Annotated in this window: 19 protein-coding genes; 11 read left to right on the top strand and 8 right to left on the bottom strand. The window is 61.7% G+C overall.

Going from position 1 to position 25236, the window contains the following annotated elements; translation table 11 throughout:
• Nucleotides 1-59 precede the first annotated feature (59 nt).
• The 6 genes from U5G49_RS05505 (at nt 60) to U5G49_RS05480 (ending at nt 7530) form a co-directional block, all read left to right on the top strand.
• Nucleotides 60-1355, top strand: coding sequence for an efflux RND transporter periplasmic adaptor subunit (locus U5G49_RS05505; RefSeq protein WP_193444737.1), 1296 nt, complete (start codon nt 60-62; stop codon nt 1353-1355).
• Complete coding sequence (locus tag U5G49_RS05500; protein ID WP_018241326.1) at nt 1352-4468, top strand: efflux RND transporter permease subunit; 3117 nt, start codon at nt 1352-1354, stop codon at nt 4466-4468. The genes U5G49_RS05505 and U5G49_RS05500 overlap by 4 nt, the downstream gene beginning before the upstream one ends.
• A gap of 219 nt (nt 4469-4687) precedes the next feature.
• Entirely contained in the window at nt 4688-5980 is a 1293-nt protein-coding gene (locus U5G49_RS05495) for an Hsp70 family protein (RefSeq protein ID WP_193444738.1), read from the top strand.
• Nucleotides 5981-6048: 68 nt separating this feature from the next.
• On the top strand, nt 6049-6951 hold the full coding sequence (locus U5G49_RS05490; protein WP_193444739.1) for a uracil-DNA glycosylase: 903 nt from the start codon (nt 6049-6051) through the stop codon (nt 6949-6951).
• A gap of 131 nt (nt 6952-7082) precedes the next feature.
• The gene (locus U5G49_RS05485; protein WP_003546802.1) at nt 7083-7274 is read left to right on the top strand and encodes a hypothetical protein; all 192 of its coding nucleotides are present in this window, start codon (nt 7083-7085) and stop codon (nt 7272-7274) included.
• Nucleotides 7275-7371: 97 nt separating this feature from the next.
• Complete coding sequence (locus tag U5G49_RS05480) at nt 7372-7530, top strand: hypothetical protein (protein ID WP_017990856.1); 159 nt, start codon at nt 7372-7374, stop codon at nt 7528-7530.
• A 99-nt stretch (nt 7531-7629) separates the two neighbouring features.
• Here U5G49_RS05480 and U5G49_RS05475 read toward each other — a convergent pair whose 3' ends face one another.
• Together U5G49_RS05475 and U5G49_RS05470 are read right to left on the bottom strand one after the other, a co-directional pair.
• Nucleotides 7630-8502, bottom strand: a complete 873-nt coding sequence (locus U5G49_RS05475) for a hypothetical protein (RefSeq protein WP_193444740.1) — start codon at nt 8500-8502, stop codon at nt 7630-7632.
• A 244-nt stretch (nt 8503-8746) separates the two neighbouring features.
• Nucleotides 8747-9685 (bottom strand): DMT family transporter, encoded by a 939-nt coding sequence (locus tag U5G49_RS05470; protein WP_018241322.1) that lies wholly within the window; start codon nt 9683-9685, stop codon nt 8747-8749.
• Here U5G49_RS05470 and U5G49_RS05465 point away from each other — a divergent pair.
• From U5G49_RS05465 to U5G49_RS05450, 4 genes are all read left to right on the top strand, one after another.
• Nucleotides 9684-9941, top strand: coding sequence for a hypothetical protein (locus U5G49_RS05465; protein WP_193444741.1), 258 nt, complete (start codon nt 9684-9686; stop codon nt 9939-9941). The genes U5G49_RS05470 and U5G49_RS05465 overlap by 2 nt on opposite strands.
• Before the next feature lie 89 nt (nt 9942-10030).
• Complete coding sequence (locus U5G49_RS05460) at nt 10031-11137, top strand: methyl-accepting chemotaxis protein (RefSeq protein ID WP_193444742.1); 1107 nt, start codon at nt 10031-10033, stop codon at nt 11135-11137.
• Nucleotides 11138-11325: 188 nt separating this feature from the next.
• On the top strand, nt 11326-13974 hold the full coding sequence (gene pepN / locus U5G49_RS05455; RefSeq protein ID WP_193444743.1) for an aminopeptidase N: 2649 nt from the start codon (nt 11326-11328) through the stop codon (nt 13972-13974).
• A gap of 192 nt (nt 13975-14166) precedes the next feature.
• Nucleotides 14167-16476 carry a PAS domain-containing sensor histidine kinase gene (locus U5G49_RS05450; RefSeq protein WP_130759520.1) on the top strand — a complete coding sequence of 770 codons (2310 nt, stop codon included), beginning with the start codon at nt 14167-14169 and terminating at the stop codon, nt 16474-16476.
• 20 nt (nt 16477-16496) lie between these two features.
• Here the strand turns inward: U5G49_RS05450 and U5G49_RS05445 are convergent, their stop codons facing one another.
• From U5G49_RS05445 to U5G49_RS05420, 6 genes are all read right to left on the bottom strand, one after another.
• Nucleotides 16497-16844 carry a hypothetical protein gene (locus U5G49_RS05445; RefSeq protein ID WP_193444744.1) on the bottom strand — a complete coding sequence of 116 codons (348 nt, stop codon included), beginning with the start codon at nt 16842-16844 and terminating at the stop codon, nt 16497-16499.
• A 98-nt stretch (nt 16845-16942) separates the two neighbouring features.
• Complete coding sequence (locus U5G49_RS05440; RefSeq protein WP_193444745.1) at nt 16943-19900, bottom strand: bifunctional [glutamine synthetase] adenylyltransferase/[glutamine synthetase]-adenylyl-L-tyrosine phosphorylase; 2958 nt, start codon at nt 19898-19900, stop codon at nt 16943-16945.
• 133 nt (nt 19901-20033) lie between these two features.
• Nucleotides 20034-21443, bottom strand: coding sequence for a sensor histidine kinase (locus U5G49_RS05435; RefSeq protein ID WP_028733903.1), 1410 nt, complete (start codon nt 21441-21443; stop codon nt 20034-20036).
• A complete protein-coding gene (locus tag U5G49_RS05430; protein WP_018241315.1) occupies nt 21440-22195 on the bottom strand; it encodes a response regulator transcription factor in 756 nt (251 codons plus the stop codon). Before U5G49_RS05430 ends, U5G49_RS05435 begins: the two co-directional genes overlap by 4 nt.
• A 66-nt stretch (nt 22196-22261) precedes the next feature.
• Nucleotides 22262-23857: a Do family serine endopeptidase gene (locus U5G49_RS05425; protein WP_193444746.1), complete on the bottom strand. Its 1596-nt coding sequence runs from the start codon at nt 23855-23857 to the stop codon at nt 22262-22264.
• Nucleotides 23858-24195: 338 nt separating this feature from the next.
• Nucleotides 24196-24672 carry a MarR family winged helix-turn-helix transcriptional regulator gene (locus U5G49_RS05420; protein WP_172643467.1) on the bottom strand — a complete coding sequence of 159 codons (477 nt, stop codon included), beginning with the start codon at nt 24670-24672 and terminating at the stop codon, nt 24196-24198.
• A 58-nt stretch (nt 24673-24730) separates the two neighbouring features.
• Between U5G49_RS05420 and U5G49_RS05415 the strand changes: the two genes are divergently transcribed.
• Nucleotides 24731-25150: a cupin domain-containing protein gene (locus U5G49_RS05415; protein ID WP_018241312.1), complete on the top strand. Its 420-nt coding sequence runs from the start codon at nt 24731-24733 to the stop codon at nt 25148-25150.
• The last annotated feature ends 86 nt before the right edge of the window (nt 25151-25236 follow it).

Here is a 25236-nt window from a genome sequence, read left to right as displayed (position 1 = left end):
ATCGGGGCATAAATTCGCAACCTTGCCCCCGCAACCTTGCCCAAAGACCGGTATCGCCCATGAAGAAATTTTGGATCACCATCAGCGTTATCGCCGTTGCCGCCGTCGGCGTCTGGCAATTCGGGAATCGGGTCCCTTATGCCTCTCGCATTCCCTACCTCTCGCAGTTCATCAAGCAGCCGGAAACCGGCAATGGCGGCGGGCAGCAGGCACAGGCAGATCAGGGGCAAGATGGCGGGCAACATCAGGGCGGCGGGCGCAGACGCGGTGGCGGCGGCCCGACCGTCGTCAAAACAGTCGCGGCCGTGAAGACGACGCTACCGATGGATGTGACGGCGTCCGGCTGGGCCGATGCCGATGACAATACGACCGTTGCCGCACAGGAACAGGGCCTGATCGTCAGCATCAATGCGCAGGATGGGGCGACCGTCAAAGCCGGTGACCTGATCGCCAAGCTGGACGACCGGACGGCCAAGGCGACCGTCGACAAGGACAATGCGATGGTCGTGCGCGACACGGCAACCCTTTCGGAAGCCGAGACCGCATTAACGCGTGCACAGGATCTCTTCGATCAGAAGGCCGGCACCCAGCAGAGCCTCGACCAGGCGGTCGCCGCCCGTGATACCGCTGCAGCCACGGTCGACGCCGACAAGGCGTCGCTGGCTTCCGATCAGATCTTGCTCGAGCACACCGATATCCGCGCTCCCTTCGACGGCCGGCTCGGCGATATCGCTGTCAGCAAGGGCGCTTTCCTCAGTGCCGGCGCGGCAATCGTCACTATTGCGAAATACGATCCGATCTACGTGAAATTCCACCTGCAGGAACGCTATCTCAGGGAGCTGAAGAGCGCCTTGGCAGCCGGTCCGGTCGAGGTCAGCACCGCCCCCAATTCCACCAAGGGGCAAGTGCGAAAGGGCGAAATCAGCTTCTACGACAACACGGTCGATACGGCCTCGGGCACGATCCTCGCCAAGGCGAAATTCGAGAATGCCTCCGGCGCTCTCTGGCCCGGCCAGTCGGTCAACATCGTCGTGCATTTCAACAATGACGAACAGCAGGTGGTGGTGCCGACGGTTGCCGTCAGCCCTGGTCCGGAGGGTTTCTTCGCCTTCGTCGCCAAGGACGGCAAATCGCATCTGACGGCCGTCACCGTTGCCCGCGCGAACGGCGGCTTCACCGCCATAGAATCGGGCCTTGAGGCAGGCGATCACGTCGTCGTCGAGGGCCAGGGCCAGCTCAGCGACCAGCAGGCGATCAACGAGCAGTTCGATGAAAAGACGCTTGATGTCGCCTCCGCCGAAGAGCCTCGGCAACAGCAGCCATCCGAGACGATCGCGGTGGGAGCTCAGCAATGATCCCGAATTTCTGTATCCAGCGCCCCGTCGCGACGACGCTGCTTGCGATCGGCGTCATTCTGGCCGGTCTTGCCGGTTATCAGCTCGTACCCGTCGCAGCGCTACCGCAGGTCGACTTTCCCACCATCAACGTTTCGGCGCAGTTGAGCGGTGCCTCGCCGCAGACGATGGCGACCTCGGTTTCGACGCCGCTGATCAAGCAGTTCGAGACCATTCCCGGGATCACCGAAATCAGCGCCTCCAGTTCGCTCGGCAGCACCAGCATCGTGCTGCAGTTCGACCTCAGTCGTAATATCGATGCGGCCGCAGCCGACGTGCAGGCCGCGATTTCGCATGCCACCCGGCAACTGCCCGACAATCTGACGACGCCGCCCAGTTATCGCAAGACGAACCCGGCCGATGCGCCTGTCATGCTGCTCTCGGTGCAGAGCAACACCATGCCGCGCAGCAAGCTTGACGACATCGCCGAGAACATCATCTCGCCGTCGCTTTCGACGCTTCCCGGCGTTGCCCAGGTCAGCGTCTACGGTGCGCAGACCTATGCCGTGCGCGTCGAGGTCGATCCCAACAAGCTTTTGACCCGCGGCATCGGCATCGACACCGTGAACAAGGCGCTTGCTGCCGCCAACAGCCAGCAGCCTGTGGGAACGCTGCAGAACAATTCGCAGAGCATGACCATCACGGCGAACACGCAGCGCACCAGCGCCGAACAATTCCGTTCGCTCGTCATTGCCAATCCGAACGGCGCGCCGATCCACCTCGGCGATATTGCCGATGTGCAAGACAGTGTTGAGAACCAATATACCGGCAGCTGGTATGACGGCCAACGCGGCATCATCCTCGCCATCCAGCGCCAGCCGGATGCCAACACGGTCGATGTCGTCGATGCGATCAACGCCAAGCTGCCGCAGCTTCACGCCGAAATCCCGCCTTCCGTCAACACGGTCGTCATGAATGACGCCGCAAAGCCGATTCGCGATGCCATCTCCGACGTGAAGTTCACGCTGCTCCTAACAATCGGCCTCGTCGTTCTCGTCATCTACCTCTTTACCGGCCATGCGACAGCAACGATCATTCCCGGGCTTGCCGTTCCGCTGTCGCTGATCTCGACCTTCGGCATGATGTATGTGCTCGGCTACAGTATCGACAACATCTCGCTGCTCGGGCTAACGCTCGCGGTGGGGCTCGTGGTCGATGACGCCATCGTCATGCTCGAGAACATCCTGCGCCATGTCGAGGATGGCATGCCGGTGCGGGAAGCGGCGATCAAGGGTGCGGGCGAAGTCAGCTACACCATCATTTCCATGTCGGTTTCGTTGATCGCGGTCTTCATCCCGATCCTGCTGATGGGCGGCGTTGTCGGCCGCGTGTTCAACGAATTCGGCATGGTGGTTGCGATTGCGATCATCTCTTCGGCAATCGTCTCGCTGACCGTGACGCCGATGCTCGCCTCGCGTCTGTCCAACCACCAGAGCCGCCCGCCGCTCATGATCCGCATCTTCGATGCCGGCTTCGAACGGACGCTGCGCGGCTATGACAGGGCTGTCGGCTGGTGCCTTCGCCACCGCCCCACGATCCTCGGCGTTTTCCTCGCCTCGGTGGCACTGACGATCTATTTCTTCATGACGCTGCCGACAAGCTTCTTCCCACAGGAGGATATCGGCCGCCTGACGATCAGCACGCAGGCCCGGCAGGACATTTCCTATTCGGCCATGGCGGCGCTGCAGCAGCAGGCGGCAGCCGTCGTCAAGGCGAACCCGGCGGTCAACCATGTGATGTCGACGATCGGCGGCAACCCCAACAAACCGCAGAACAACGGCTCGATGTTCGTCGAACTCAAAGACAAGACGGAGCGTGCGCCGCTTGACCAGACGCTGCGCGAGCTGCGCACGGCGATCAACAAGATCCCCGGCCTGCAGGCGTTCGTGACACCGAACCAGAGCCTGCGCTTCGGCGGTCGCCAGACGGCCAGCCAATATCAGCTGGTGGTGCAGGCGCTGAGTGCTGATCAGACCAACCTGTGGGCCGGCAAGATCCAGGCGGCGATGCGTAAGGACCGGCTGTTCACCGACGTGACCTCGGATGCCCAGAACAACGCCCTGCAGGCCAACATCGTCATCGATACCGAGCGGGCAGCCGCCTACGGGATCGACAATGATACGCTGCGCACGACGCTGCAGGAATCCTTCAGCGGATATGCAGCGGCGGAAATCCAGTCTACCGGCGACAGCTACGACGTCATCGTCGAATACGACACCAGCAAGCCCTGGGACGACCAGAAGCTCTCGGAAATCCGTGTCGCCTCGGCCAATGGCAGCCTGGTGCCGCTTTCAAACTTCGCGCATGTCGAGCGCACGGTCGGCCCTGTAACAATCAACCAGACGGGCCAGCTCGTCTCGACCACCGTTTCCTTCAACCTGCCGGAAGGCGTCTCGCTCAGCGACGCGACGGCGGCAATCGACCAGATCAAGACGGAAATGAGCATGCCGGCCGACGTTTTCACCTCCTATGGCGGTACAGCTGAGATTTTCGAGCAGTCTCAGGGCAATACGCCATACCTCATCCTGGCGGCGGTGCTGACCATCTATGTCGTGCTCGGCGTACTCTACGAGAGCTTCATCCACCCGCTCACCATTCTGTCCGGTCTGCCGGCCGCGGCATTCGGTGCGCTGCTGGCGCTTGATATCATGGGTTTCGACCTGTCGATCATCGCCCTTATCGGCCTGCTGATGCTGATCGGCATCGTCAAGAAGAACGCGATCATGATGATCGACGTGGCGGTGGAGACCATGCGCACGACTGGCGAAAAGGCGACGGTGGCGATCCACGAGGCCTGCGTGCGACGCTTCCGACCGATCATGATGACGACCTTCTGCGCCCTGCTCGGCGCCCTGCCGATCGCGCTCGGCACCGGCGCAAGTTCCGAACTGCGCCAGCCGCTCGGCATCGCCGTCGTCGGCGGCCTGATCGTCTCGCAGATGCTGACGCTCTTCATCACCCCGGTCATTTTCGTCGAGATGGACCGCTTCGGAAGCTTCCTCGGCCGACTGATCGGCCACAAGAAGGTCGAGGAGCCGGAGGTGCAGGAGGCAAGGGCAATGGCCGCCGAGTGATGACGGCCCTCTGAGTTCGGCATTGCCGATTGACCCTTGCGGCGCACTTCTTCTTCCAACCGGGAGAAGAAGTGCGCCCGCGATCACATCAACTTCCGCTCCTCTTGAATGTGTCACGCCTCTGTGGCATCACCCGCCCTCCTGAATCCGGGCGTCCTGACGCCCTTTCGCGGAGCGATGCTCCGTCTCCAATAACAATCGGCATGAAGAGGTGCGGGCATGGCTCAGGCGCTGGGTTTCGACTTCGGCACGACGAATACGGTTCTCGCCATGGCGGATGGCGGGGCGACGCGCTCGATGGCGTTTACGAGCACGGAGGGTACGGCCGACAGCATGCGCACGGCGCTTTCCTTCATGAAGGATGCCCAGCTCGGCGCTTCGGCGCTGAAGGTGGAGGCGGGCCATGCGGCGATCCGCCAATTCATCGACAATCCCGGCGAATGCCGCTTCCTGCAGTCGATCAAGACCTTTGCGGCGAGCGCGCTGTTCCAGGGCACGCTGATCTTCGCAAAACGGCATAATTTCGAAGATCTGATGGAGATCTTCGTCCGGCGCCTGCGCAACTATGCCGGCGACCACTGGCCTTCCGATGTCAGCCGTATCGTCACCGGCCGGCCGGTGCATTTTGCCGGCGCCAGCCCCGATCCGGCGTTGGCGACCGAACGATACAATGAGGCGCTATCGCGCTTCGGTTTTCCCGAGATCCACTATGTCTATGAGCCGGTCGCCGCTGCCTTCTACTTCGCGCAGAACCTGAAGCAGGATGCCACCGTACTGGTTGCCGATTTCGGTGGCGGCACGACCGACTATTCGCTGATCCGCTTCAAGACCGTTGCCGGCAAGCTGACGGCAACACCGATCGGCCATTCCGGCGTCGGCGTCGCCGGCGATCACTTCGACTACAGGATGATCGACAACATCGTCGCACCGCTGATCGGCAAAGGCAGCCATTTCAAGAGCTTCGACAAGATTCTCGAAGTGCCGTCCAACTACTATTCCAGTTTCGGCCGCTGGAACCAGCTGTCGATCTTCAAGACGACGCGCGAATTCGAGGATCTGAAGAAGCTGGTACGCACCAGCCTGGAACCGGAAAAGCTCGAAATCTTCATCGACCTCATCGACCATGACGAGGGCTACCCGCTCTATCAGGCCGTGTCAGCGACGAAGATGGCTCTCTCGGCCTCGGAGGAGGCGCCTTTCGATTTCGCGCCGCTTGGTCGCGGTGGACATCGCAGCATCAAGCGTAGCGATTTCGAAGGCTGGATCGCCGATGATCTCGCCCGCATCGAAGGCGCGCTGGACGACGTGCTCGACAAGACCGAGACGAAGCCTGCGGAGATCGATAAGGTGTTCCTCACCGGCGGCACCTCCTTCGTGCCGGCGGTGCGCCGCATCTTCACCGAACGCTTCGAGCGCGACCGGATCGAAAGCGGCGGCGAGCTGTTGTCGATCGCCCACGGCCTGGCGCTGATCGGCGAACGCGAGGACATCGCGCAATGGACTGTGCAATAGAGCAGACAAGGGCGGGCAATCTGCCGCCGACCCTTTCAATGCCCCTGTCACTCCGCTAAGCTTGCCGCATGATCTCCGCCAACGACCTCTCCCCCGCCGAGCTTGCAGCGCTTCTGCATTTCCATGCGGATGCCGGCGTGGAATGGCTGCTGGAGGAAGAGGCTATCGACCGTTTCGCCGAGTTCGAGGCGATGAAGGCCGCCCGCCGCCCGGCGGCGGCACAGGCGCAGCCGCAACGTCCTGCCGCTGGGGAACGCCCTGCCCCAGGCCAGGTACCGCCGCGTCCGAATACAGCGGCACGCCCGGCGCCTGCCGAACGTGCATCTTCCAGCCCGCAACCGGCGATCCCGGATGGCGAGGCGGTGCAGCAGGCGCGCTTCGTCGCCGAAACCGCGCGATCGCTCAGTGAGCTCAAGACCGCGATCGAATCTTTCAACGGCTGCAACCTCAAGCACAGTGCCCGCTCGACCATCTTTGCCAGCGGCAATGCCGAAAGCGGGATCATGGTGATCGGCTCGGCGCCGAGCGCCGAAGACGATCGCGAGGGTGTGCCCTTCTCGGGAAAATCCGGCCAGCTGTTCGACAAGATGCTGACGGCGATCGGGCTGACGCGCTCAGCCGTTCTGTTGACGCAGGTCATCCCCTGGCGACCACCTGGCAATCGTGCGCCCTCGGCGGCGGAAATGGACATCTGCCGCCCCTTCATCGAGCGGCAGATCGCGCTTGCCGAACCCAAGGCGATCCTGCTGCTGGGCAATTTTTCGGCGCGCTTCTTCTTCGGCGAAAGCGATACGATTCACGGCCTGCGCGGCCATTGGAAAGAGATTGGCGTTGCGGACTGTGTCATTCCTGCCATAGCCAGCCTGCATCCGCAGGATCTCTTAACCGCACCTGTAAACAAGCGGCTGGCCTGGAATGACCTGCTCGCCTTTCAAGCGAAGCTTAAGTCCCTCTCTTTGCTTAGAAATTAGCCAAAGTTGAATAATTTGTGAATCAATCTATGCGATTTTCGCATGGCTGCATCCCGCCGTGATGCATTGCGGAATCTATGTTGCATCGCAATATCAGCTGTGTCTTGGGAGGAATCACAGGAACCAAGGCCATGAACAAGCGTTTTCGTCCTATCCATAGCGGGTTTGAAACCCTTCGCCTCGCCGGCGACCAGGTTCGTTCCACTCAAGGCTACAGCCGTTTCGGCTTTGCCACGAACGAACAGATGATTGCCCGCGGCACCGGCATCAACAGCCGCACGGCGCGCCCGAACGCCATTTTTTCGGACTTCCAGCAATATTGAGCAGGAATTCAACGTGTCGCAGCGTCCTTTGCGCGTCTTAAAAGACGCGCAGCGCTGTAGGCGCTTCGCCTGCCCTTCGTCTCAAGAGTACCCCAACATGTCGACGATCCTGATATCGCTTCTGCGCAACATCGAAACATTCGAGCATATCCGCGTTGCCGTCTGCGCCGCGCGGGAATATGAGCGCGAGCTTTCGGTCAAGCCGGCCGATGCCGGAACGCGCAATGGCGCAGGTACAGCGGCGATCGTTCTCTAGAGCAATTCCGTTTTTCCGAGTCACGGAAATGCTCTATCTCCTTGTTTTCGCGCATTCCGGACGCAAAACCACTGCGCACTTTTACTGGAATTGCTCTAATCAGATGGCCATCTCGTCGATCTGGGCCTTCGCCCATTCGAAGGCTTCGTCGACATAGGCGAACTTGACCGCCTGCCAAGCGCAATATTCCTCGACGAAATCCCGCGATATCCATAGGTGCGTCTTGCGCGGCTCGTCATACCAGCCGACGCAGCCGCGTTGCGCCGCTTTTGCCAGCAGCCGCTGCAGATGGGTGCGCGACATCATGAAATCGGCAGCGAGCGCACGGGTTTCGACACGGCCGACAGACAGCCTCCCCGGCTCGCTGCTTTCCAAATCCATCCGGGCGATGAAGTTGTCGACGACGAGGCCGCCGGCTTCCGTCCAGAGGAACAGCGCCACCTGCTCCGGCGGTTCGCGCCAGGCGGCATCTTCGAGGCAATGGCGGGCAATGCGCGGCTGAATGAGCCGCATCAGTGATGGATTTGCCTGAAAAAACACTGCCCTTTGACCGCCGTCGAGCAGGTCGAGGGCGCCGAGATTGGAGAAAATCCAGGCAAACATCCCCTGATGGCTGACGTCGGCCGGTTCGAAATGACGTGGCCGCCGCCGCTCGTCGCCGGGCGTGTGAGTTATGAAGCGGTAGGTATAGAGTTCCTCGATGAAGGCGAGCACGGTGTTGCGGCTCGCCACCTTGTGCGCGGTGATGCGCCGGGTCAGCCGCACGGCGGTGAAACCCGACGTCGGGTCGCGCGGATCATATTCCAGGTGGAGGGCATAGGCAGTCTGGGTCAGAAGCCAGCGCTGATGCGACGCGAGCAGTCGCGCCAACCGCGGACCAGCATCAAACATGCCGCGCATCTGCCCAGCCAAAAAGCGAATGCTCATCAGAAAGGAAGAGTTCCCCACCAACTGCTCCGCTGTGAATGCCATTATGCTTTTCTCCACCTCCGCTCGCCGGCCAGCGTTCGGAGCAACGACACCCAGAGCCCCTCCGGCATCAGCGGCCATTCAGACATGCACAGCTTGGAATAAATGATACTCTCTCATGTTCAACAATCATATTCCACAGGCCGGCGGTATCCCAAGAATTCACCATTCTTTTCACCCTGTGAGCGCAAGTTTCAACCCACCGCAATCGCCGCGTTAAAACCTTCTATATCATACGCTTGCCGCGTCAGGCTTGCGGCGTCGTGGCCTTGCGCGCCTCTCTCTGCTCGATGCCCAACTGATGCTCGCGAAAGATGATGAAGATGCCGGCGGCGATGACGATGACGGTGCCAATCAGCATGGTAACGCTCGGCACGTCGCCGAAGACAAAATAGGCGACGATACCGCCGAGCAGGATCGACGTATATTCGAACGGCGCGATGGTGGAGACGTCGGCATGGCGGTAACTTTCCGTCAGCAGGATCTGCGCGACGCCGCCGCAAAAACCGGCGGCGATCAGACAGAGCGCTGTCGGCCATGGCAGGATGAGCCAGCCGAAGGGAACAGAAGCCAGCGAGAAGACCGAGGCGGTGATCGAGAAATACAGCACGATCGTCGCCGTCTTCTCTTCCTCGACGAGGCGGCGCACCTGGATCATCGCCATGCCGCCGAGAACGGCCGAGAGCAGCACGCAGAGTGCGCCGACGGCCTGTTCTGCTTCCATGCCGCCGTCGCGAAACAGCGTGAGTTTCGGCCAGGAAACGATGGCGACGCCGACGATGCCGACCAGGACGGCGCTCCAGCGATAGATGCGCACGGTCTCGCCGAGAAAAACGGCAGCGAAGATGACGGCGACGAGCGGCAACGCGTAGCCGAGCGCGATCGCCTCCGGCAGCGGCAGATGCAGCAGGCCATAGAAACCGAAAGCCATCGACAAGATGCCGATCGTGCCGCGCTTCAGGTGACCGATTGGGTTGGCCGTGTAGAAGGCGGCGCGCAGCTGCCTGTTATAGGCGAGATAGGCCATGATCGGGAAGAGCGCGAAGAACGACCTGCAGAAGGTGACCTGACCGGGCGGGATGTCTGAGCCGGCCAGCTTGATGAAGGTCTGCATGGCCAGGAAGACCACGACCGACGAGACTTTCAGCGCAATGCCTCTCATCGGGTTTCTGAGAACCGAGTGCATGATCCTGGCTCTTAATACTGCTCAAGCGGAACGGGGGGACGCGTTCGACTCGGGAACGCAGCGGGTGACGTCTCCCATCGTAGCGAAAGAAAAAACCGATTGGCGAAAAAACCGCAAGCAACATCAGAGAATCACAGAAACGCCGTCAGCGGCAGGCTCAACCGTGCTGCTTATGCGCCACCGCTCTGAAATTTCTCGTTTTCAGCGATTCACCCCGAAAATGTTCATCTCGCGGGGCCAGCCGTTAACCAATTGAAAACCATAGGCAAGCATCGTTTTTTATCGCTGATCTCGAAATTTTCTTCACCACACAAACAATTGCCCGCTCCTTCCAGGATCCTTTTGATGAAGCCGCTTAGCGCCGAAACCATTGCCCAGTCGCAGAATGCGACACCGCGGTCCATGCGCGTCGTCACGGACGGCATCAGCACCGATCTCGAGCGCTTCAGCGCCGACAACACCAATATCGTCAAGCAGATTAAGCTGCTGGCGATCAATGCGCTGATCGAGGCAGCCAGAGCCGGCGAGACCGGAAAGGGCTTCGCTGTCGTTGCCAACGAGGTGCAGCGGCTGGCGCAGATCGCAACCGACATTACCGGCAGGTTCGAGAGCAACGTGCTTGGCCGCATCGGCCTCAGCCGCGCCATGGCGGATTCGCTGGTCGAGGAGATGGAGGGCGTTCGCCTTACCGATCTGGCGCAGACACTGGTGCAGCTCATCGTCCGCAACCTTTTCGAACGCACGGCCGATGTGCGCTGGTGGGCGACGGACCCGGCACTCTGGCAGGCACTGCAGGAACCGGGCCGGGAAACCGTAGCCTTTGCGGCGGAGCGTCTCGGCGCCATCAACCGCTTCTACACCGTCTATCTCGATCTCGTTATGACCGATCTCTCGGGCAAGGTGATCGCATCCGCCAATCCCAAGTTCCAGCGCAAGATCGCAGGCACGAGCCTTGCCGGCGATCCGTGGTTCCGGGCGGCGTCGGCCTGCTCCTCCGGCGACGCGTATATCGTCGACGATGTCAAAGCGAGCCCGCTGCACGACAACAGGCATGCGCTCGTTTATGCCACAGGCATCCGCGAAGAGGGCAAGCTCGATGGGCGGCTGATCGGCACCCTCGGCGTCTATTTCGACTGGCAGAACCAGGGCCAGGCGATCGTCGAGAAGGAGGCCAACCTGCCGCCGCAGTTGGCGGAAAGAACGACTGTCATGCTGCTCGACGGCAAGAGCCGGGTCATCGCCACCACCAATCCCACCTTGCTCTTTTCCCATTTCGCGCTCGCCAACCCGTCCAGTCAGGCGAAAGGCAGCTACTACGACAATAACGGCTCTATCGTCGCCTTCGCGCGCACCCTCGGCTACGAGGATTACGACGGGCTCGGCTGGTACGGCGTCGTCGTGCAACAGACGGAAAACGACGCGACGATCAAGGCGGCACTCAATCTGAAGTAGTGTCCATCTCCTTGTGGCCGTGTTCATCCGTTGCCAATAAGATATTTTGCCCGCGAACTTGGCGTTCGCGGGCAATTTGCTTTAAGTTTAGTTCAGACTTTAATGTAATCATGCCCGGCAAAATTTATGGCAGAGTGCGCCCGCCTCTGTATTCCGCGGTTGTCCAATAACGGTCTTCAGGAAACACCATGCGAACAGATACCGGCCAGGTCATTCATCTGGCAGATTACCGTCCCACCGACTTCGTGCTGGAACGCGTGGACCTCACTTTCGAACTCGACCCGACGGAGACAAAGGTCGAGGCGCGTCTGATCTTTCATCGTCGCCCGGGCGCCGATCCGACAGCGCCGATCGTTCTCGACGGCGACGAACTGACGTTGTCGGGGCTGCTGTTTGACCAGGTGGAGCTGGACCCTTCGCGTTACGACGCAACACCGGAAGGCCTGACGGTGCGCGACCTGCCGGAGAGCGCGCCCTTCGAACTGACGATTACCACCATCATCAATCCTGAGGCCAATACCAAGCTGATGGGCCTTTACCGCACCGGCGGCATCTACTGCACGCAGTGCGAGGCGGAGGGGTTCCGCCGCATCACCTATTTCCCCGATCGGCCTGACGTGCTTGCGCCGTTCACGGTCAACATCATCGCCGACAAGGACGCCAACCCGCTGCTTTTGTCGAACGGCAACTTCCTCGGCGGCGCCGGCTACGGCCCCGGCAAACATTTCGCCGCCTGGTTCGATCCGCATCCGAAGCCGAGCTATCTCTTCGCGCTCGTCGCCGGCGATCTCGGCGTCGTCGAAGACACGTTCACGACGATGTCCGGCCGCGAGGTGGTGCTGAAGATCTATGTCGAGCACGGCAAGGAGCCGCGCGCAGCCTATGCCATGGACGCGCTGAAACGCTCGATGAAGTGGGACGAAGAGAGGTTCGGCCGCGAATACGACCTCGATATCTTCATGATCGTCGCCGTCTCGGATTTCAACATGGGCGCGATGGAGAACAAGGGCCTCAACGTCTTCAACGACAAATACGTCCTTGCCGATCCCGAGATCGCGACCGATGCCGACTATGCCAATATCGAGGCGATCATCGCGCATGAATATTTCCACAACTGGACCGGCAACCGCATCACCTGCCGCGACTGGTTCCAGCTGTGCCTCAAGGAAGGTCTGACGGTCTATCGCGACCACGAATTCTCGTCCGACCAGCGCTCGCGCGCCGTCAAGCGCATCGCCGAAGTGCGCCACCTGAAATCGGAGCAGTTCCCCGAAGATGGCGGCCCGCTCGCTCACCCGGTGCGGCCGACGAAATATCGCGAGATCAATAATTTCTACACGACGACCGTCTACGAAAAGGGCAGCGAAGTTACGCGCATGATCGCGACGCTGCTCGGTAAGGACGGCTTCAAGAAAGGCATGGACCTCTATTTCGACCGCCACGACGGCCAGGCCGTGACGATCGAGGATTTCGTCAAATGCTTCGAAGATGCAAGCGGGCGCGACCTCAGCCAATTCTCGCTCTGGTACCATCAGGCCGGCACTCCGCTCGTCACCGCATCGGGCAGCTATGATGCGGCAGCCGGCAGCTTCACCCTGTCGCTCGAACAGATGATCCCGGCAACGCCCGGCCAGCCGAGCAAGGAGCCGATGCATATTCCGCTCAGCCTCGCGCTGTTTGGCGAAAACGGCGGCAAGATCGAACCGACTTCGGTCGACGGCGCGGAATATACCGGCGAGGTGCTGCATCTCACTGGCCGCACACAGACGGCCGTGTTCCATGGCATTGGCACGCGGCCGGTCGTTTCGATCAACCGCAGCTTCTCGGCGCCGATCAACCTGCATTTCGATCAGAGCCCAGCCGATCTCGCCCGCCTCGCGCGCCATGAGACCGATCATTTCGCCCGCTGGCAGGCGCTGACCGATCTGGCGCTGCCGAACCTCCTGAAAGCGGCTCGTGACGCCCGCGAGGGCAAGCCTGTTGTCAGCGAGGCGACCTTCGTCGAGACGCTGATCGCGGCCGCCGCCGACGAGAGCCTCGAGCCTGCCTTCCGTGCCCAGGCACTGGCTCTGCCGAGCGAATCCGATATCGCCCGCGAACTCGGCGGCAACAACGATCCCGATGCCATCCATGCCGGCCGGCAGGCGATCCTGAAACAGATCGCCGATACTGGAAAGGACGTCTTTACCGGCCTCTACCAGGCGATGACGGCATCAGGCGATTTCAGCCCGGATGCGAAGAGCGCCGGCCTGCGCGCGCTGCGCAATACCGCCCTCACCTATCTCTCACATGCCGAACAGACGCCGGCGCGCGCCAAGTCCGCCTTCGATGCGGCCAACAACATGACCGATCTCAGCCATGCGCTGACGATCCTCGCCCATCGTTTCCCCGAAAGCGCCGAGACGCGCGAGGCGCTCGCCACCTTCCGTGACCGCTTCGCGGAAAATGCGCTCGTCATCGACAAATGGTTAGCGATCCAGGCCGGCATTCCGGGTGCAAAGACCCTGGGCCGTGTCCGCGGCCTGATGGACGATCCGCTCTTCAAGCGGACCAATCCCAACCGGATGCGGGCACTGGTCGGCACCTTCGCCTTTGCCAATCCGACCGGATTCGGCCGCGCCGACGGCGAAGGCTATCGTTTCCTCGCCGAGCAGATTCTCGATATCGACCAGCGCAACCCGCAGCTTGCCGCCCGCATCCTCACCTCGATGCGCTCCTGGCGCTCGCTGGAACCGACGCGTGCCGATCACGCCCGCTCGGCCCTCATCGAGATCGAGCGGGCCGCCGCTCTTTCGACCGACGTGCGCGATATCGTCGAGCGCACACTTAAAGGGTGATTTGCTTCGACCGGCCGTCCCGAAAAATTCGGCGGCCGGTCGCCCAGCACGTCGAATCACCTGGAAAAACCCGAAATTATAAATAGTTAACGGATTTTTACCTTTGCCTCTGGACAAGGCGAATCACCCATGATTCTCTAGGTCAGGTTCGAGCGAGCGGCGCGCGAATCACACGAGGGACAAGGCGAAGAGATGATGGACGTGCGGCGGGCAACCGTGGCCGAAGGACGGCTGCGTGTCGATTTTGACGGGCTGAAAGCCTGGCGCGACAGCCTTTCCGGTCATGCGAGATCGGAACCACTTCTCCGTTATCTGCCGAAGGCCGAGCTGGTCTTGAAGCGAGCCATTCCGGCGCTGATCGTCGCCTTCCTCTTCGTCGTCGCCGCCTCGCATTTCTTCGGCATGATGAGCGAGTACGGGCGCCTGGAGGCCTCGGCGCGCCATGCCACCGCCCTTTCGGCGGCGACCGCCTCTGCCGTGTTTGCCGATGCGGCCGACATATTCGACAACGGCGATATGACCGAGGCGCAGGCCCGCCTCGCCAAATTCCTGCCGCAGGACCGGCTCGACAGCGGCGCCTTCGTGCTGCTCGTGCAGGCAAGCGGCAAGGTTTTTGCCGCGACCACCGCCGGGCTTTCGCATGTGGGCAGCAATGTCGGTGATTTCTTCCCCGAAGTCTCGGCGATCCGGCGCTTCGGCGATCGCGCCGGCGTCATCGAAACGACGATCGGCGGCGTGCCGCACTATGCCGAGATCACGCTGGTGGGCAATGCCGGCGGTTATGTCGTCGCCGCCACCTCGCTCGACGAGATCGGCCGGCTCTGGCGCGAGGAGCTGGCGCTCAACGTCACGCTGTTTGCCGGCATCTCCTCGATCCTGCTCGTCATCCTCTATGCCTATTACACGCAGGTGAAGCGCGCCCGCGATGCCGACGACATCTTCCTGGAATCGAACCTGCGCGTCGAGACGGCGCTGTCGCGCGGCCGCTGTGGGCTCTGGGATTTCGATTTCGAGAACCGCGAATTCTTCTGGTCGCGCTCGATGTACGACATGCTCGGCCTGCCGGGCTCCGACAAGACGATGGGCTTCGGCGAAGCCGCCCGGCTGATGCATCCCGATGACGGCGGGCTCTACGAGATCGCGCGCGCCATCGGCAAGGGCGCTTCCGGCCAGGTCGATCAGATCTTCCGCATGCGCCATGCCGGCGGCCACTATGTCTGGATGCGGGCCCGCGCCCAGGTGATCCGCAGCAATTCCGGCCGCATGCACCTGATCGGCATCGCCATGGACGTGACTGAACAGCATCGGCTCGCCCAGCGCTACGCAGAAGCCGACCAGCGCCTGGCCGACGCCATCGAATGCACCTCGGAAGCCTTCGTGCTCTGGGACAAGAACGATCGCCTCGTCATGTGCAACACGCATTTCCAGCAGGCCTATGGCCTGCCGGACAGCGTGCTTGTGCCCGGCACTGAGCGCTCGACCGTCAATGCCGCCGCCGCCCGTCCGGTCATCGAGCGGCGGATTTCCGATGCCGACGGCTCCGGCTATTCCCGGACGACGGAGGTACAGCTTGCCGACGAGCGCTGGCTGCAGATCAACGAGCGGCGCACCCGCGACGGTGGCAGGGTCTCCGTCGGAACCGACATCACGCTGATGAAACGCCATCAGGAACGGCTGCGCGAATCCGAACGCCGGCTGATGGCAACGATCGGCGATCTTTCCGCTTCGCGCCAGACGCTGGAGAGCCAGAAAGCCGAGCTCTCGACGGCCAACGCCAACTATCAGGCGGAGAAGGAACGCGCCGAAGCCGCCAACAAGGCGAAATCGGAATTCCTCGCCAACATGTCGCATGAACTGCGCACGCCGCTCAACGCTATCCTCGGCTTCTCGGAAATCCTGCAGAACCAGATGTTCGGGCCGCTCGGCTCGCTGAAATACGACGAATATGCCCGCGATATCCATGACAGCGGCAAACATCTCCTCAACGTCATCAACGATATTCTCGACATGTCGAAGATCGAGGCCGGCCACGTCAGACTGCATTGCGAGCGCATCGATCTTGTGCCTCTGATCGAGGAAAGCCTGCGTTTCACCGCCATTCCGGCGGCTGAAAAGAACATCGTCATCGAACAGCGCATCTGCTCCGGCTTGACGCTGACGGCCGACCGCCGGGCGATGAAACAGGTGCTGCTCAACCTGCTCTCCAATGCGGTGAAGTTCACCAATAGCGGCGGCCGCATCGCGGTGCGTACGCGCCGCGTCGACGGCTTCGTCGTCGTCACCATCGCCGATACCGGCATCGGCATTCCACGCTCGGCGCTTGCGAAGATCGGCCAGCCCTTCGAACAGGTGCAGAACCAGTATGCCAAGAGCAAAGGCGGCTCCGGCCTCGGCCTCGCCATTTCCCGCTCGCTGACCTCACTGCATGGCGGTCGCATGAAGATCCGCTCACGCGAGGCCGTGGGTACGGTGATCTCGCTGCGGATTCCGGACGACGTCTAGCAACTGGCTTTTCAAATCGTTCATCGATTTTCCGAGCGATCCTGGGACTGCTTTCGCCCCTGCCTTTCCTTTATCTGGCGAATCTCGGCAAGCTGGCCTTTGAGTACGACCAAGACGTCTTGTTCCTCTTGTGAAAGGTTCTCCAACGGAACATGTTTCAGCAGCACCTCAAGCGCATCGCCAATGCGGCCGATCTGCCGACCATAGCTCCCCACCTCGTCCAGAATCGTTTGTTCTGTTTCGGGCGCCGGAGTCGATCCAAGATCAATGTTGACGAAGCCGATCTGTGATCCCTGCTGATAAAATGTCCACGGATTGATGGCCTGCCAGAGTCTTTCAGGCGCCAGTGCTAAATTGAAGGTTTTCATTTTCCATTCCCCGCGATTGAAACGGCAACATAGGAGAAGTCGGTCAGTCAGGCGATTGCGGCGCGGACAATCTCTGCATATTTCCGCGACGAGAGCTGTCAGGCCTTCACGATGCTCAGGAATATCTTCCTGACCGCTTTTGCCAGCCGCTTCACCTCCCCCTCCAGCGTCTTGATATCAGGGCAATCGCCGGCGCGGTAGACGAGTTCAACGAGGCCTGATGGCGCGTCCCTGGGATCGAATAGGCCGTCAATGCAGAGGCGGATCAACTGCGAAAGACCGGTATAGAGCGCAAAGGCCTCAAGGCAGGTATCGAGATCTGCCGGCGCCATCAGCCGGTCGCCAAGGGCCTTCAAGGCCTCGCCAGTGCTAAGCCCGTTCACGGGCGTGCCGACACATTTGGACGGAGCGATCAGCGCCAGGTACTGGGCGATGAATTCGAGATCGATGACGCCGCCGGGGATCTGCTTCAGGTCCCATGGACCGCCCGGCGGCTTTTCCTTGTCGATCAGTTCGCGCATCTCGGCAACGTCATGCGCCACCTTGGCAATGTCGCGATCGGTCGACAGCACCTCCCGGACGATCAGTTCCGCTTCGGCGATCAGGCTCTCATTACCGCAGATCAGCCGGGCGCGGCTGAGCGCCATATGCTCCCAGGTCCATGCCTCTTCGCGCTGATACTTGCCGAAGGCATTGATACGGGTGGCGACCGGCCCCTTGTTGCCGGATGGGCGCAGCCGCATGTCGACTTCATAGAGCACACCTTCGGCGGTCGGCGCCGACAAGGCGGCCATCAGCCTCTGGGTGATGCGGGTGAAGTAACGGGTCGCGTCGAGCGGCTTCGGCCCCTCGGATTCGGAGGCCGTGTCATCATAGTCATAGAGCAGGATCAGATCGATGTCGGAACCGGCCGTCAGCTCGAAGCTGCCGAGCTTGCCCATGCCGGCGACTGCGATGCGCCCACCGGGATAGTCGCCGTGCGCGGCCCGCATCTCGCCGATCACGGCATCGAGTGCCGCTGCGATGACGAGGTCGGCGAGATGGGTGAAGGCGCGCGCCGCCATCTGGCCGTTGATCGCGCCGGTGAGCAGGCGGATGCCGATCAGGAAGCGCTGCTCGGCGGCGAAGATCCGCAGCCGGTCGAGCACCTCTTCATAATGGCGGGCCTGGGCAAGCGAGCCCTTCAGCCGTTCGCCGAGATAATCACGGGTCGGCAGCTCTGCCATCAGCCCGGGATCGAGCATGCCATCGAAGACATGCGGCTTGGCGGCGATCACCTCGGCAAGCCGGGGTGCTGAGGACATGATGTTGACGATCAGCGACAGCAGCGCCGGGTTGCTGCCGAGCAGCGAGAAGAGCTGGATGCCGGAGGGAAGACCGGAGATGAAGCTGTCGAAGCGCAGCAGCGCCTCGTCGGCGCGCTTGCTTTCGCCGAAGACCCGCAGGAGCTCCGGCGCCAGCTCCGTCAGCCTTTCACGCGCCTCGACCGATTGCGTGGCGCGGTAGCGGCCATAGTGCCAGGTGCGGATGATGCGGGAAATGTCGGACGGCCTGTTGAAGCCGAGTTTCTTCAAGGTCTCCAGCGTGTCCGGATCGTCACCCTGGCCGGTGAAGACGAGGTTTCCGGTATCGGTGGAAAGCCTGCTCTCCTGTTCGAAGAGGTGGGCATAACGCCGCTCGACCGTCTTCAGCACGCCGACCAGCCGTTCGGAGAAGCTCGGCGTGTCGGAGAAGCCCATCATGAAGGCGATGCGCTTCAGGTCGGCATCGGTTTCCGGCAGCAGGTGGGTCTGCTCGTCGCGCACCATCTGGATGCGATGCTCGACATCGCGCAGGAACCAGTAGGCCTCCGTCAGTTCGTCACGGGTTTCCGCGTCGATCCATTTCGCCTTGGTGAGTTCACCGAGCGTCTCCTCCGTCGCCCGACCGCGCAATGCCGGCATGCGACCGCCGGCGATCAGCTGCTGGGTCTGGACGAAGAATTCGATCTCCCGAATGCCGCCGCGGCCGAGCTTGACGTTATGGCCCTTGACCGCGATCGCACCGTGGCCCTTATGCGCGTGGATCTGCCGCTTGATCGAATGGATATCGGCAATCGCCGCGTAATCGAGATATTTGCGGAAGACGAAAGGGGCGAGCCCGCGCAGGAAATCGCCGCCCGCCGCAAGGTCGCCGGCAACGGCGCGCGCCTTGATGAAGGCCGCCCGCTCCCAGTTCTGCCCCCTGCCCTCGTAATAGATCATCGCCGCATCGACCGGGATCGCCAGCGGCGTCGAACCGGGATCGGGGCGCAATCTGAGATCGGTGCGGAAGACGTAGCCGTCCGCTGTCCGCTCCTGCAGGATGCGCACCAGCCGGCGCATCATCCTCGGGAAGACCTCGATCGCGTCATCCGGGTCAGGCACGATGCCCGCCTGTTCGTCAAAGAAGACGACGAGGTCGATATCGGAGGAATAGTTGAGTTCCGACGCGCCGAGTTTGCCCATGCCGAGCACGATCAGCCCTGAGCCGTCGCTCGGTGCTGCCAGATCCCGCAGCCGCAGCTTTCCACCCTCATGCGCCGCCAGCAGCAGATGGTCGATCGCGGCGGCAACCGAAGCTTCGGCAAGCTCGCTCAGCCAGGCCGTCGTCGCCCGCCCGTCGAAGATGCGTGCGAGATCTGCGAGTGCGACGAGGAAGGCCACCTTGCGCTTGATGATGCGCAGCCTGCTCATCACCACGGATTCCGAAGGCGCCGCCCCCTCGCCGTCCCTTTGCCAGCAGCGCCGCGCCTCGGCGACCAGCGCCTCGATCTGCGGTTCCAGCGGTTCAGTGACGGCGCCAGCGAGGATGGCGGGATCGAGATTGACGATTTCGCGCAAATAAGGCGACAGCGTCAGAACGGCCGCGATGAAATCGCGAAGCGGGCTCTCCGTCTTCAGCATCGCAGCCACCGACGGCTCGCTCTTGCCGGCCTCCTGAAGGTCGGCCAGTGCCAGCTTCAACTCCGTCTGGTTCAGCGGACGCAGCAGCCCTTCGGCGACATCCTTCAGGCCATGCGTCGATTTCGTCAGCATGCACTCTCCCTGCTTTAGCGCCTAGGGAAACGACCACGCAGAATCGCGGGAACGCCTCCCTGACCGGCATTAAACTAGGGTCTTGGCGGAAAACCGCCAATACGCGATTCAGCCGATCATCGGCATCGAGTCATCAGGCAGCCTTGGCCGGGAAGATCATGCTGACGGTCAATCCGCGCTGTTCGGGCTTGTCAGGATCGGTATCGGAGAGTTCCAACCGGCCGTTGTGCAGTTCCATCACGGCCTCCACCAGCGAAAGCCCGAGCCCTGTCCCGGGCTTCGACCGGCTTTCATCGAGGCGGACGAAGCGCTTCACCACGTCGTCGCGCCTGTCGGCCGGAACGCCCGGCCCATGGTCGGCGACCGAAAGGCAGATGCCATCCGGGCGGCGGGCAAGCTTCAGTGACACCTTGCCCGCTCCTTCCGTGTTAGAGGAATATTTGATGGCATTGTCGAGCAGGTTGAAGATTGCCTGGCCGATCAGCTCGCGATTGCCCTGCACCTCGACATCAGGCTCGATGCTAAAGCTGAGGCCGAGCCCGGCCTCCTCCGCCGCCGGTTCGTAAAGCTCGGCGCTATCGGAGACGATGGTCGAAAGCTCCACCGGCGACATCTCGGCCGCGACCGATCCTGCCTCGACGCGGGAGATCATCAACAACGCGTTGAAGGTGCGGATCAGTTGGTCCGATTCGGAGATGATGCCTTCGAGCGCGGTGCGCCGCGTCTCGCCATCGGCGATATCGAGCGCATCGGCCGCCTTGTTGCGCAGCCGCGTCAGCGGCGTCTTGAGATCGTGGGCGATGTTGTCGGAGACTTGCCGCAGGCCCTCGTTCAGCTTCTCGATGCGCTCCAGCATGGTATTCAAAGACATCGACAACCGGTCGAATTCATCGCCCGATCCGCCCACCGGCAGGCGCTGCGACAGATCGCCGGCCATGATCTTCTTGCTGGCATCCGACATGCGGTCGATGCGTTTCAGCGCGTTGCGGCCGATGGCGAACCAGATGATGATGGCGCCAAGCCCCATGATCGCCAAGGCTACCATCAGCGCCTGGCGTACCAGCAGACGGAAACGCTCGGGGTCGCCGAGGTCGCGGCCGATTAATATTCGCAGGCCGTTGTCGAGCACGAAGATATTGGCGATCGCCCTGTGGCGGCGCTCGACGCCACTGTCGGTATAACGCTGATAGATGAAGGGCGCGGAGGTCCAGCCGATCTCCTCGAAGACACCCGGCTGCACCGAGGCGACGTTGCCGGCGAGAATATCGCCCGAGGGACCGGCGATAATGTAGAGATTGGCGCCCGGCTGGCGGGCACGCCGCTCCATCGTGCGCAGCAGAAGGTTCATGCCGCCGGTGTCAAAGGCGCGCTGCACCTGCTCCACCTCCTGCCTGACGGCGTCGCGGATCTGGCCCGTCAGCAGCCGTTCCGACATCGCCGTCACATAGAAGACGAGCGTCGCGGCGCAGATGGCGAAAAGCAGGATGTAGAGTGCCGAAAGGCGGACTGCGGTGGACTTGAAGAGAACCTTGAAACGGCTCATCCCTCATCCTTGATCATGTACCCCGCGCCGCGAATGGTCTTCAGCAGCGGCTGGCTGTAGTCCTTCTCGATCTTCGAGCGCAAGCGCGAGACATGGACGTCGATGACGTTGGTCTGCGGGTCGAAGTGGTAGTCCCAGACGTTTTCGAGCAGCATGGTGCGGGTCACCACCTGGCCGGCATTCTTCATCAGATATTCGAGCAGGCGGAATTCGCGCGGCTGCAGCGGGATCTCCTTGCCGCTGCGGCGCACCTCGTGGGAGAGCCGATCGAGTTCGAGATCGCCGACGCGATAGACGACGTCCTGATCCGGCGTGCCTTTGCGGCGGCCGAGCACCTCGACGCGCGCCAGCAACTCGCTGAAGGCATAAGGCTTCGGCAGGTAATCGTCACCGCCGGCACGAAGGCCGGTCACGCGGTCATCAACCTGGCCCAGCGCGGAGAGGATGAGGACCGGCGTATGGATGGCCTTGCGGCGCAACTCACTGATGACGGAGAGCCCGTCGCGGCGTGGCAGCATGCGGTCGATGACGATGACGTCATAGGTATTTTCCGACCCCATGAACAGACCGCTCTCGCCGTCGCTGGCGTGATCGGCGACGATGCCCGCCTCGCGAAAGGCTTTCGTGAGGTAGACCGCGGCTTCGAGATCATCTTCGATGATGAGAATCTTCATGCGGCCGACATTACCCACCGGCTGCGTTTCGGCAAGGCTCAAAGCATCTTCCTGCGGGGCGGCGCTCATGGCGATCATCCTTCAAAGGTCAGAAGAATCGAGCCGCGCGGACTTTCGTCCGCAGGGCTCCCGTTGTCTTGAGGATCAGCCCTGGCCGTTGATCGGAAGCGCGACGAAACGGCTTCCTTCGTTGGACTGGATCTGGAAGAGCGCGCGGGTACGACCGTCCTTCTTGGCCTGGTTCAACACCTTGACGACCTCGTCGGGGCTGGAGACCTCCTGGTTGTTGACCGAAGTGATCTTTTCGCCTTCCTTGATGCCCTTGTCGGCGGCGTCGGAGTCCGGGTCGATGGCGGTGATCGCCAGGCCCTTGCCGTCATCGGACGGACCGACCGTCAGCCCGAGATCGGCAAGCGCCTTCTCGGAAGCCGGCGCCTCGGGCTGCTGCGGCTGGCTGTTGTTATCGGCGGACGCATCCTTCTGGTCGACCGGCAGCGTGCCGAGTTCGACGGTGAGAGGCTGGGCCTTGCCAGCACGCCAGACCGAAAGCTCGACCTTGCTGCCCGGCTGCATCGCGCCGATGCGGCGGCTGAGATCACGGGCATCCTTGATCGTCTCACCATTCAGCGCGGTGACGACGTCGCCAGCCTTCATGCCGGCCTTGTCACCCGGTGAACCGGCCTGCGGGGCAACGACGAGGGCGCCGCTCGGCTCGGAAAGGCCGATGGATTCGGCGATGTCCTTGGTCACCGGCTGGATCTGGACACCCAGCCAGCCGCGCGAGACCTGGCCGTCCTTCATCAGATCGGCGACGACATCCTTGGCGGTCGAGGCAGGAATGGCGAAGGCGATGCCGACGCTGCCGCCCGACGGCGAGAAGATCGCAGTGTTGATGCCGACGACCTCACCGCTGAGGTTGAAGGTCGGACCGCCGGAGTTGCCGCGGTTCACGGCGGCATCCACCTGCAGATAATCGTCATAAGGACCGGAGCCGATATCGCGACCGCGAGCCGAGACGATGCCGGCTGTGACCGTGCCGCCGAGGCCGAAGGGATTGCCGACGGCAACGACCCAGTCGCCGACGCGGACATTGTTGTCGTCGGCCCAGTTGACGTAGGTGAACTTCTTGCCCTTGCCGTCAACCTTCAGCACGGCGAGATCGGTGCGCGGATCCTTGCCGATCAGCTTGGCATCGAGTTCGGTGCCGTCATTCATGACCGCGACGAAGGCCTGACCATCGGAAACGACGTGATTGTTGGTGACGATGTAGCCGTCCTCGGAGATGAAGAAGCCGGAGCCTTGGGCCACGGGGCGGAGGCGGCCCTTGCCGCCCGGACCATTCGGACCACCATTCGGTCCGTTCTGGCCGAAGCGCCTGGGATGGCCCTGCTGATCATTCGGATCCTGACCGAACTGCTTGAAGAACCGCTTCAACGGATGATCGTCGGGAAGGTCGTCGAAGCCGCGGCCGTTGAAATCGAAGGAGAAGCCGTCATTGTTGTTGTCGGAGACGGGATTGACGCGATTTTCGACCCGGACGGAAACGACAGCCGGTGAAACGGCGTCGACGACATTGGCGAAGCTCGGAACGGCGGGCGCCTGAACTTTGACAGCTTCAGCATAAGACCGGGTGATTTCGAGCGGAACGCCGGTTGCGAGCACAGCGGCTGCGATACCGGCGACGGTAGAAGCCTTGAGCACAGTGGCGAGGGACGGACGTCCGTTGAAATTCTTGAGCATTGGAGCACCTTCTCTTGTTCTTAGTTCTCAGAGCCGGCGATGCCGGATCAGTCGATGAGTAAAGATATAGGACGCCGCACCTTACTGCGAACTGTCCGGCCAATGAAAAGTTGGTAATGTTTGCAATGTTTGGCAAACGGCCGAACGTATATGGGCCTTCACCCGCGGCGGCTCCGGCTCAGGTAGACTGCGCTACACGCGCTCCTTTGCGGAAGCGGCCTTCAATTCCCGTGGACTTCGGTCGGCTAATATTTATGCTTTCAGGCCGGCTCACCTTCAGAGGTACGGTTCTCGAACCATTCTGAGACAGTCCTTACCACCGTCGCAAAGTTGAGTTTTCAGCGGTTTGTCGGTTCTTGTGCTTTGGTCGACAGCTGCTTCAGCACATCCACGAAGTCATCGAAGCGCTCCTTTCCAACCTCTTTGGACCATTGCTCATGCAACTGCCGAAGACATCCGAAAATGGCTGCGACTACTTCATGTCCCCGTGGCGTCAGATAGACCAGTCGGCGATCGCTGCCGTCGGCTGCACGACGCTCGACATAGCCCAGGTCTTCAAGCTGGCTGAGCAGATAGTTCACAGCTTGTCGCGACATCCGCTTCTGACGCGCGAGCTCGGACGGTCTCATGCCATCCGGCAGCGGAAACGAGAACACGGCAAAATGCGTCTCCTGGAAGTCAACAAACCCCGCCTCGTGAATGGCTTGCAGCATACGGTCGCGCACATGCTGCCAGACAACGCGCAGCAGCGCGCCGAAGAACGGCGGACCGGGCAATGCGTCGGGAATTGAATCCGGGGACAATGGGATTGACATATATGTAAAGTCACTTTACGTTTTGATGTAAAGTTACTTTACATTGTGGGGACCTTGGATGGAAGCGGTGCGAAACGATATTGTGCGGATCGGGCAACTCGAACTGCGTTTTCTCATCTGTGAAGTCGGCGCGACGGTGTTTGAATTCACAGTGCCATCTCGGGCGCGCGTCCCCGCTCCGCACAGTCATCGGGATGCTGACGAATTCCTCTACGGCCTTGAAGGCGCGCTCACTGTCATCGTCGACGGCCAAACGCACGAGATTCGCGCCGGCGACGCCATATTCATTCCGCGAGGGGCGGTGCACCATCACGAGAACCTGCATGATGGCGCAGCCAAGGTCTTGGCGACCATCACGCCGGGTACAATTGGACGGCGTTATTTCGAGGAAATTGCCGAGGTGGTGAACGTGCCCGGCAAACCGGACCTCGCGAAGGCCAATGAGATCATGCTCCGCCACGGACTGGTCCCGGTCTGATCAACTCGCCCAAGCCTCGCAATTTTCCAGTTGATTTGCGCATCACCCGCCGCAGCGCACAAGTCACGCTGGGGAGTTGCCGGCTG

It is taken from the genome of Rhizobium indigoferae (assembly GCF_034554815.1).
Classification (GTDB): domain Bacteria; phylum Pseudomonadota; class Alphaproteobacteria; order Rhizobiales; family Rhizobiaceae; genus Rhizobium; species Rhizobium leguminosarum.
Note: the sequence above shows the minus strand (reverse complement) of the source record. Positions and strands in the feature narration are given on the sequence as shown.

Coding starts and splice junctions, on each gene's coding strand:
- U5G49_RS05500 (WP_018241326.1), top strand. CDS start 1,352: ATGATCCCGAATTTCTGTATCCAGCGCCCCGTCGCGACGACGCTGCTT.
- U5G49_RS05435 (WP_028733903.1), bottom strand. CDS start 21,443: ATGAGCCGTTTCAAGGTTCTCTTCAAGTCCACCGCAGTCCGCCTTTCG.
- U5G49_RS05440 (WP_193444745.1), bottom strand. CDS start 19,900: ATGCTGACGAAATCGACGCATGGCCTGAAGGATGTCGCCGAAGGGCTG.
- U5G49_RS05495 (WP_193444738.1), top strand. CDS start 4,688: ATGGCTCAGGCGCTGGGTTTCGACTTCGGCACGACGAATACGGTTCTC.
- U5G49_RS05490 (WP_193444739.1), top strand. CDS start 6,049: ATGATCTCCGCCAACGACCTCTCCCCCGCCGAGCTTGCAGCGCTTCTG.
- U5G49_RS05485 (WP_003546802.1), top strand. CDS start 7,083: ATGAACAAGCGTTTTCGTCCTATCCATAGCGGGTTTGAAACCCTTCGC.
- U5G49_RS05505 (WP_193444737.1), top strand. CDS start 60: ATGAAGAAATTTTGGATCACCATCAGCGTTATCGCCGTTGCCGCCGTC.
- U5G49_RS05470 (WP_018241322.1), bottom strand. CDS start 9,685: ATGCACTCGGTTCTCAGAAACCCGATGAGAGGCATTGCGCTGAAAGTC.
- U5G49_RS05420 (WP_172643467.1), bottom strand. CDS start 24,672: ATGTCAATCCCATTGTCCCCGGATTCAATTCCCGACGCATTGCCCGGT.
- U5G49_RS05450 (WP_130759520.1), top strand. CDS start 14,167: ATGATGGACGTGCGGCGGGCAACCGTGGCCGAAGGACGGCTGCGTGTC.
- U5G49_RS05475 (WP_193444740.1), bottom strand. CDS start 8,502: ATGGCATTCACAGCGGAGCAGTTGGTGGGGAACTCTTCCTTTCTGATG.
- U5G49_RS05425 (WP_193444746.1), bottom strand. CDS start 23,857: ATGCTCAAGAATTTCAACGGACGTCCGTCCCTCGCCACTGTGCTCAAG.
- pepN (WP_193444743.1), top strand. CDS start 11,326: ATGCGAACAGATACCGGCCAGGTCATTCATCTGGCAGATTACCGTCCC.
- U5G49_RS05460 (WP_193444742.1), top strand. CDS start 10,031: ATGAAGCCGCTTAGCGCCGAAACCATTGCCCAGTCGCAGAATGCGACA.
- U5G49_RS05465 (WP_193444741.1), top strand. CDS start 9,684: ATGATCCTGGCTCTTAATACTGCTCAAGCGGAACGGGGGGACGCGTTC.
- U5G49_RS05415 (WP_018241312.1), top strand. CDS start 24,731: ATGGAAGCGGTGCGAAACGATATTGTGCGGATCGGGCAACTCGAACTG.
- U5G49_RS05445 (WP_193444744.1), bottom strand. CDS start 16,844: ATGAAAACCTTCAATTTAGCACTGGCGCCTGAAAGACTCTGGCAGGCC.
- U5G49_RS05480 (WP_017990856.1), top strand. CDS start 7,372: ATGTCGACGATCCTGATATCGCTTCTGCGCAACATCGAAACATTCGAG.
- U5G49_RS05430 (WP_018241315.1), bottom strand. CDS start 22,195: ATGATCGCCATGAGCGCCGCCCCGCAGGAAGATGCTTTGAGCCTTGCC.